Origin of the sequence: Helicobacter pullorum NCTC 12824 (assembly GCF_017979475.1) — a bacterium.
GTDB classification, from domain to species: domain Bacteria; phylum Campylobacterota; class Campylobacteria; order Campylobacterales; family Helicobacteraceae; genus Helicobacter_D; species Helicobacter_D pullorum.
The window spans coordinates 39,030-45,471 of the sequence record NZ_JAERIT010000011.1 but is presented as its reverse complement, the minus strand read 5'-3'; the positions used below and the strand labels follow the sequence as shown (position 1 = coordinate 45,471).

Annotated in this window: 7 protein-coding genes and 1 tRNA gene; 3 read left to right on the top strand and 5 right to left on the bottom strand. The window is 35.3% G+C overall.

Annotation, left to right across the window (positions count from 1 at the left end):
• The 5 genes from JJQ98_RS07745 to JJQ98_RS07725 all read right to left on the bottom strand — a co-directional run.
• On the bottom strand, positions 1 to 277 hold a 277-nt coding region (locus tag JJQ98_RS07745), incomplete at its 3' end, for an Arm DNA-binding domain-containing protein (protein WP_210670809.1).
• A gap of 179 nt (positions 278 to 456) precedes the next feature.
• A tRNA-Ser gene (locus JJQ98_RS07740) sits at positions 457 to 544 on the bottom strand.
• Between the two features lie 63 nt (positions 545 to 607).
• Positions 608 to 1,354 carry a fumarate reductase iron-sulfur subunit gene (locus tag JJQ98_RS07735; RefSeq protein ID WP_151105136.1) on the bottom strand — a complete coding sequence of 249 codons (747 nt, stop codon included), beginning with the start codon at positions 1,352 to 1,354 and terminating at the stop codon, positions 608 to 610.
• Positions 1,351 to 3,324 carry a fumarate reductase flavoprotein subunit gene (locus tag JJQ98_RS07730; protein WP_054195823.1) on the bottom strand — a complete coding sequence of 658 codons (1,974 nt, stop codon included), beginning with the start codon at positions 3,322 to 3,324 and terminating at the stop codon, positions 1,351 to 1,353. The genes JJQ98_RS07735 and JJQ98_RS07730 overlap by 4 nt, the downstream gene beginning before the upstream one ends.
• An 8-nt stretch (positions 3,325 to 3,332) precedes the next feature.
• Positions 3,333 to 4,061, bottom strand: coding sequence for a fumarate reductase cytochrome b subunit (locus JJQ98_RS07725; protein WP_040500211.1), 729 nt, complete (start codon positions 4,059 to 4,061; stop codon positions 3,333 to 3,335).
• 206 nt (positions 4,062 to 4,267) lie between these two features.
• On the opposite strand from JJQ98_RS07725, the gene JJQ98_RS07720 reads away from it, so the two are divergent.
• The 3 genes from JJQ98_RS07720 (at position 4,268) to JJQ98_RS07710 (ending at position 6,442) form a co-directional block, all read left to right on the top strand.
• Complete coding sequence (locus JJQ98_RS07720) at positions 4,268 to 4,513, top strand: NifU family protein (protein WP_005023498.1); 246 nt, start codon at positions 4,268 to 4,270, stop codon at positions 4,511 to 4,513.
• Between the two features lie 70 nt (positions 4,514 to 4,583).
• Positions 4,584 to 5,129, top strand: a complete 546-nt coding sequence (locus JJQ98_RS07715) for a hypothetical protein (RefSeq protein WP_247596722.1) — start codon at positions 4,584 to 4,586, stop codon at positions 5,127 to 5,129.
• A complete protein-coding gene (locus JJQ98_RS07710; protein WP_151105138.1) occupies positions 5,129 to 6,442 on the top strand; it encodes a UDP-N-acetylmuramoyl-L-alanyl-D-glutamate--2,6-diaminopimelate ligase in 1,314 nt (437 codons plus the stop codon). The genes JJQ98_RS07715 and JJQ98_RS07710 overlap by 1 nt, the downstream gene beginning before the upstream one ends.

The window sequence follows — 6,442 nt, the reverse complement described above, 5'->3', positions numbered from 1 at the left end:
TATTAGCACTATTGATTTGTAGATTTTCGCCTCTTTCTAACTTTAAATTTAATTCACTTGCTTTTGCTCTTGCTTCTGCTAAAGAGATTGCAGGGTATTTACCTAAACTGATATTATATATTTTGCCATTCTTTTTGTATCTATAATAAAAAGAAATACTGCCACCTTTTTTGTTTGGCGATACATTGGCATAATGATTTTTTACCAAAGAATCTTTGTGATAATCCTGCTTGTCTTTTGGAAGTGCTTTGAGTTGCCTGTCATTAGTGAATTGCATAATGTATCCTTTTATGTATACCGCAAAATTTTTTATGTATACTATCATATATACTTTTGATATAACATAAAGGCAAATCAATAGAAATCACTAGGAATAGATAGGATAGATTAAACATCGTATTTTACGCAGTTTGTGGAATAAATGGAAACAAAAATAAAAGGATAGAAAAGTAGTTCTGGCAGAGAGGAAGGGATTCGAACCCTCGAAGGCTTGCACCTTACACGCGTTCCAGGCGTGCTCCTTCAACCACTCGGACACCTCTCTAAAGCTGGAATTTTATCCTAATAAAAATAAGAAAGCATTGAATCCCAAAAGGGATTCTAAAAATTATTTTGCAGTTGCCATTTTTCTTCTTAAATAAGCAATTTTGCTTTGTAGTGGTAGATTTTTGGGGCAAACATCATGGCAAGCAAGTAAGCTCATACAACCAAAAACACCATTGTCATCACCTATTAATTCATAATAATCAGCATCTGTGCGTTCATCATGTGGGTCAAGCATAAATCGAACAACCCGATTTAATCCCGCCGCCCCTACGAAATCTTCACGCATTAGTTTAGTTCCACAAGATGCAATGCAGCAACCACATTCAATACATCTATCAAGCTCAAAAACTTCTTGTGCTACTTCAGGCTCTACGCGTTCTTCGAGCTGGCTCATATGTTCTTCGCTTTTTTCTTGTGCATGAATCCAGCTCTCTACTCGCTTGCTCATACCATTAAACCAATTTCCGGTATCTACGGATAAATCTTTGATGAGTTTAAATGCAGGAAGTGGCATAAGTGTGATAATGCCATCAGGAAAATCTTTGGTCAAAGTTCTGCAAGCAAGTCTTGGGCGTCCATTAATCATCATTCCACAACTTCCACAAATTCCCGCACGGCATACAAAATCAAAACTCAAATCTGGATCAAATTGCTCTTTAATCATATTTAAAACAATAAAAATTGTCATAGAATGTGCTTCTTGCAATTTATATTCCACAAAATGTGGTTTTGAGATTGCACTATTTGGATCAAATTTTAGTACCCTAATTGTCAATGTTCTGTTGCTATTCTCTACTGCTCCACTCATTGTTTATCTCCTATTCTTTGGTTGCGTGCTTTGTAATATGATTGTAATTCAAATGGCATCAATGCTTCTTGAATCTCATAGCGATCTTTGCCTTCTGCTTCCATTTTTGTGCGAATATTATCGATTTCTTCTTGTCTTTTTAGACTTTCTGGATTTTCAATAATCATTCCCTTAGCTCCGTATCCTCGGAATCCCGGTGCAATTTCCATTGTAGAAATATCTAATGGTTCATAAGTAATGGTTGGCAAGGTTTGATTTGGATCTTCCCAAGAAGTTAAGGTGCGTTTTAACCAATTTAAATCATCGCGTTTAGGGAAATCTTCTCTACTATGTGCTCCACGGGATTCTGTTCTATCTAATGCGCCTTTAGCAACACATAATGCGATTTTTAGCATTTTTGGGACACGATAAGCTTCTTCTAATTCTGGATTTGCGTGCATTCTTTTGGTTTTAATGCTGATATTTTTTGAGCGAATATAGAGCTTTTCTAACTCATCAACAGCTTCTTGCAAATGTTTTCCATCTCGGAAGATTCCTACTTTATCTCCCATTATTTCTTTCATTTTGTTTTTGATTTCAAAAACATTCTCTCCATTTTCTTTGGCAAGAATATCTTCAAGATACTTTTGCTCTTTTTGCAAAAATTCTTCTACAAGTTTGGTTTCAATATCTGCATAAGTTTGTTGGCAACTTTCTGCAAAATAATCACCGATAATCATACCACTTACCACCGCTTCGCTGACTGAATTTCCGCCAAGGCGGTTAAAGCCATGCAAATCCCAACAAGCAGCTTCACCAGCAGAGAAAAGCCCCTTTAATGCACTTTCGCCTTTGTGGTTGGTTCGGATACCTCCCATAGAATAGTGTTGCATTGGTTTAACAGGAGCCCATTTTTCTGCAGGATCAATCCCCGCAAAACATTCACAAATTTCTTGCACATCTCTTAAATTTGTCTCAATGTGTTGGCGTCCCAAAATCGAAATATCTAGCCACAAGTGTTCTCCATAGGGAGATTTTACACCTTTGCCCTCACGGATTCTTTGAATCATTCTACGAGAAACAACATCGCGACTTGCTAATTCTTTTTTTTCTGGCTCATAATCGGGCATAAAGCGATATCCATCAACATCACGCAAGATTCCACCATCACCACGACAACCTTCAGTAAGCAAGATTCCACTTGGGAAAAGTGCAGTTGGATGGAATTGTACTGCTTCCATATTGCCAAGTTTTGCGACACCTGTTTCAAGAGCAATCGCAGTTCCTGTTCCTTCACAAATCACAGCATTTGTAGTATCTTTGTAGATTCTTCCATAACCACCAGTTGCGATGAGAGTTCCTTTTGCGACATAGGCAATTAATTCTCCTGTGATTAAGTCTCTAACTATTGATCCATAGCATCGACCATCTTTGTGAATAATCGCAATTGCTTCTTTTCTGTCGTGGATTTCTACATTGTGCTTTAATGCTTCATTTGCCACTGCAAAAAGCATTGTATGCCCTGTGGCATCAGCTGTGTAGCAAGTTCTCCACTTTTTAGTCCCTCCAAAATCTCTTGAGTGAATTAACCCATGTCTAAAATCTTCTTCGGTGATAGTTGTTTTTTGGGCATTGATAACTGCAGTTCTATCCCCTTTTTTGATTCTTGTCCAAGGCACTCCCCAAGCCGCTAATTGTCTAATAGCCTTTGGTGCGGTTGTTACAAACATTCTTGCTACTTTTTGATCGCACCCCCAATCGCTTCCTTTTACGGTATCAGCAAAGTGTAAATCTTCATTATCCCCATCGCTCATTTTGGAGTTACCAAGACTTGCTTGCATACCGCCTTGTGCTGCTGCTGAGTGACTTCTTTTGACTGGAATAAGACTTAAAACGATTGTGCTTAATCCTTTTTCTTGACAGGCTACTGCAGCTCTAAGACCTGCTAATCCTCCACCAATTACTAATGAATCACAATATACTATTTTCATAAAAACTCCTATAAACTTTTTCCAAGAGCAATCCAAGTGAAATCTGCAATAAATGCAATTACCCCAAGAATAATAAATACTGAAAATACTGCGATTTTCACATTTCTTCTTTTAATGTTGCTTTTTGCAGTTGTTGAAGCTTCAAGCGGAATCCATTTGATAATCACGCGATATAAACCAATGCTTGCATGCAATACCATTACTACAAGTAAAACAAGATAAAATTCTGCTAAGTTTCCTTCTACAAATCTTGCTGCTGAAGTTAAAGCATTAATATCGGTAGAATTGAAGAGAATAGTGACTAAATGCGCACTACCCAAGAAAAATAACGCAAAACCCGTGAGGAATTGTATCCACCAAAGTGTAGTATCGCAATGTTTCATTAAAGATTTATGAGTCTTAAAAATCATTAATTGTTGAAAATTTGCTGGAAACTTTCTCATTGCCAAAAATGCGTGAGCTACGAAAAATGCACTGATGATAATAACAACAAATGTTGTAAGCAGTGGAATACCTTTGCCAAAAATCAATGAACCTTCACTAAAGGCAACCACGGCATTAAACGCATCAACACCAAAAAGGATTGAGGAAGTAAAACACATATGAAATAAAATAAAAATCGCTAAAACTAGCCCTGTAATACTCTGCCACATATCCCAACGCGCAGGATTCTTCCTTTTTTTTCTTTCTGAAGTTATTTTTAGATAACTTTGAATCACTACTTCATCATTTTGCATAAAATCCTCCTATTAAAGTAGTAAATATACTAAGCGCTTTCCGCACAAACTCCCTTCCTTTATGTAATCCAAATTTGCATTATAAAACAATAATGAATAAAATTCCATAAATATTGCAAATTTTTAATAATTAGTAGAAAATAATCTAAACTTAAGAATTAATAGAATATAAAACATAAAAAAACCAAAAGTGCAAGGAGAAGGCAATGTTTGTCTTTAGTGACCAAGAGCTTTTAAAGCCTGTGGAGATGGTAATAGAAAAGGTTCGCCCTATGTTAATTAATGATGGCGGGAATGTTACATTGCTAAAAATAGAAAATGGAAAGGTTTATGTGCGATTAGAGGGTGCCTGTAAGGGCTGTCCTAGTAGTTCCCAAACATTAAAATTTGGGATTGAAAGGGCATTGAAAAATGAGATTCACCCCGATATTGAATTAATCAATGTAGGCTAAAATGGATTTGACTAAACAATTTTTAAAATTTCTAAAAAAAGCAAATGATTTTTTTCAAAAAGGGAAGTATTTGGAATGTCTTGAGGCTTGTTCTTTGGCTAATGGAATCCTTCAAGGGATTCAAGAAGATTCTAGCATTCCTGTAAAAAAACTCTCATTTTTGCAAATGCTAACTTTGCTTGCAGATATGGCATTAGAGCACCAAGAAGAAGCTAGGGCTTTGTATGAATATTATCAAGTGATTAAAAAAACAAAAAACGCTCCAAAAGAGATTATTAAAATGATTGAAAATTGCGATAGGGATGTGCTGATGCTCAATCTTGCAATTCAAAGAATTCAAGAAGCAGATATTGATAAAAATGATGGAATCTTATACAAAGATTTTCAAAAAGTTGTGAATAATGTTGGATTTAAAGAGGCTTTTGAGGATTTGATGTTTAGCACAAAAATTATTTTTACAAATAAGGGAGATTTTTTGTTTTTTATGCAAAATCTTATTGATTATGGGTTTCAAGATATTGCAATTAATTATTTTGAAAATATTGGAAATATTCTTTTTTTGGACAGGGATTTTCTAAAAATTTATAAACGAATTTTGAAATCTGGAGAATGTTGATGAAAATTGCTCTTAAGGGTGCAAGTGATTTTAAGTTTTTGAGTGATGATTCAAGGGAAAATCCAAAAGATTGTGCCTTTTTGGTTACTCAAAGTTCGCAAAAATATTTTCAACAAGCCAAAGATAATGGTTTTGAGATTTTTATCACCCCGCAAGATTTGAAAAAATATTTGGATTTGAATCTCAAATTAATTGGCATTACGGGCACAAATGGCAAGACCACAACAGCAGCAATGATATATTCTATTCTTTTGGATATGGGTTATAAAGTTGGCTTATTGGGGACAAGAGGATTTTTTGTCAATGGCATTCAAAAGCGTCAAAAAGGGCTTACAACGCCATCTTTGCTGGAAGTTTATACAGCTATTAATGAAGCAAGGCAAGAAGATTGCGAATTTTTTGTAATGGAAGTTAGCTCTCATGCTATCGTGCAAAATAGAATTGAGGGCTTAGAGTTTGCTTTGAGGATTCTTACAAATATTACAAGCGATCATCTTGATTATCATAAAACATTAGAAAATTATATTGCTACCAAAAATTCCTTTTTTGCTACTCCAAAAGATGAAAAACTTATCAATAAAGATGAGAAAAATGCTCAATATTCTTTGCAAAATACAATGACTTATGGAATTGAATCTAATGCAACTTTTCACATTAAAGCTTATAGTCTAAAAGGGGGAATCACAGCACAAATTGCTTATGGCAAGGAAGAAGCTATGCTAAATGCCTATCTTTTTGGCAAACATAATCTTTATAACGCCCTTGCTGCTATTGGTGCAGTGAAAATACTCACCAAATCACCTCTCCAGATGATTGCAGACAAATTAGAAAATTTTGGCGGAGTTTTGGGGAGAATGCAGGTTGTGAATGAAAAACCCTTGATTATTGTTGATTTTGCACATACACAAGATGGAATGGAGCAGGTTTTTCAATCTTTTTTGCACCAAAAAATTGTAGTTATCTTTGGTGCTGGGGGCGATAGGGATAAGACAAAACGACCTAAAATGGGGTATTGTGCAAGTAAATACGCAAGTAAAATTTATATTACAAGCGATAATCCGCGTAGTGAAAATCCAAAAACGATTATGCAAGAAATTCTCAATGGAATCCCTAAAGATAAACAATCAAAAGTATTCTTAGAAGAGAATCGTGCCCTAGCCATTCAGAGAGCTATTAAAGAGCTTTGTGATGATGAGGTGCTATTGGTGCTTGGTAAGGGCGATGAGAAATATCAAATCATTGGAGATGAAATGTTGCATTTTGATGATGTTGAAGAGATACAAAAATCCCTTCAATTGTATTTTAAGCAATAA

What these genes read in the sequence shown, in the direction of transcription:
- JJQ98_RS07720 (WP_005023498.1), top strand. Translation starts at nt 4,268, where the DNA reads ATGTTTGTCTTTAGTGACCAAGAGCTTTTAAAGCCTGTGGAGATGGTA.
- JJQ98_RS07710 (WP_151105138.1), top strand. Translation starts at nt 5,129, where the DNA reads ATGAAAATTGCTCTTAAGGGTGCAAGTGATTTTAAGTTTTTGAGTGAT.
- JJQ98_RS07730 (WP_054195823.1), bottom strand. Translation starts at nt 3,324, where the DNA reads ATGAAAATAGTATATTGTGATTCATTAGTAATTGGTGGAGGATTAGCA.
- JJQ98_RS07735 (WP_151105136.1), bottom strand. Translation starts at nt 1,354, where the DNA reads ATGAGTGGAGCAGTAGAGAATAGCAACAGAACATTGACAATTAGGGTA.
- JJQ98_RS07725 (WP_040500211.1), bottom strand. Translation starts at nt 4,061, where the DNA reads ATGCAAAATGATGAAGTAGTGATTCAAAGTTATCTAAAAATAACTTCA.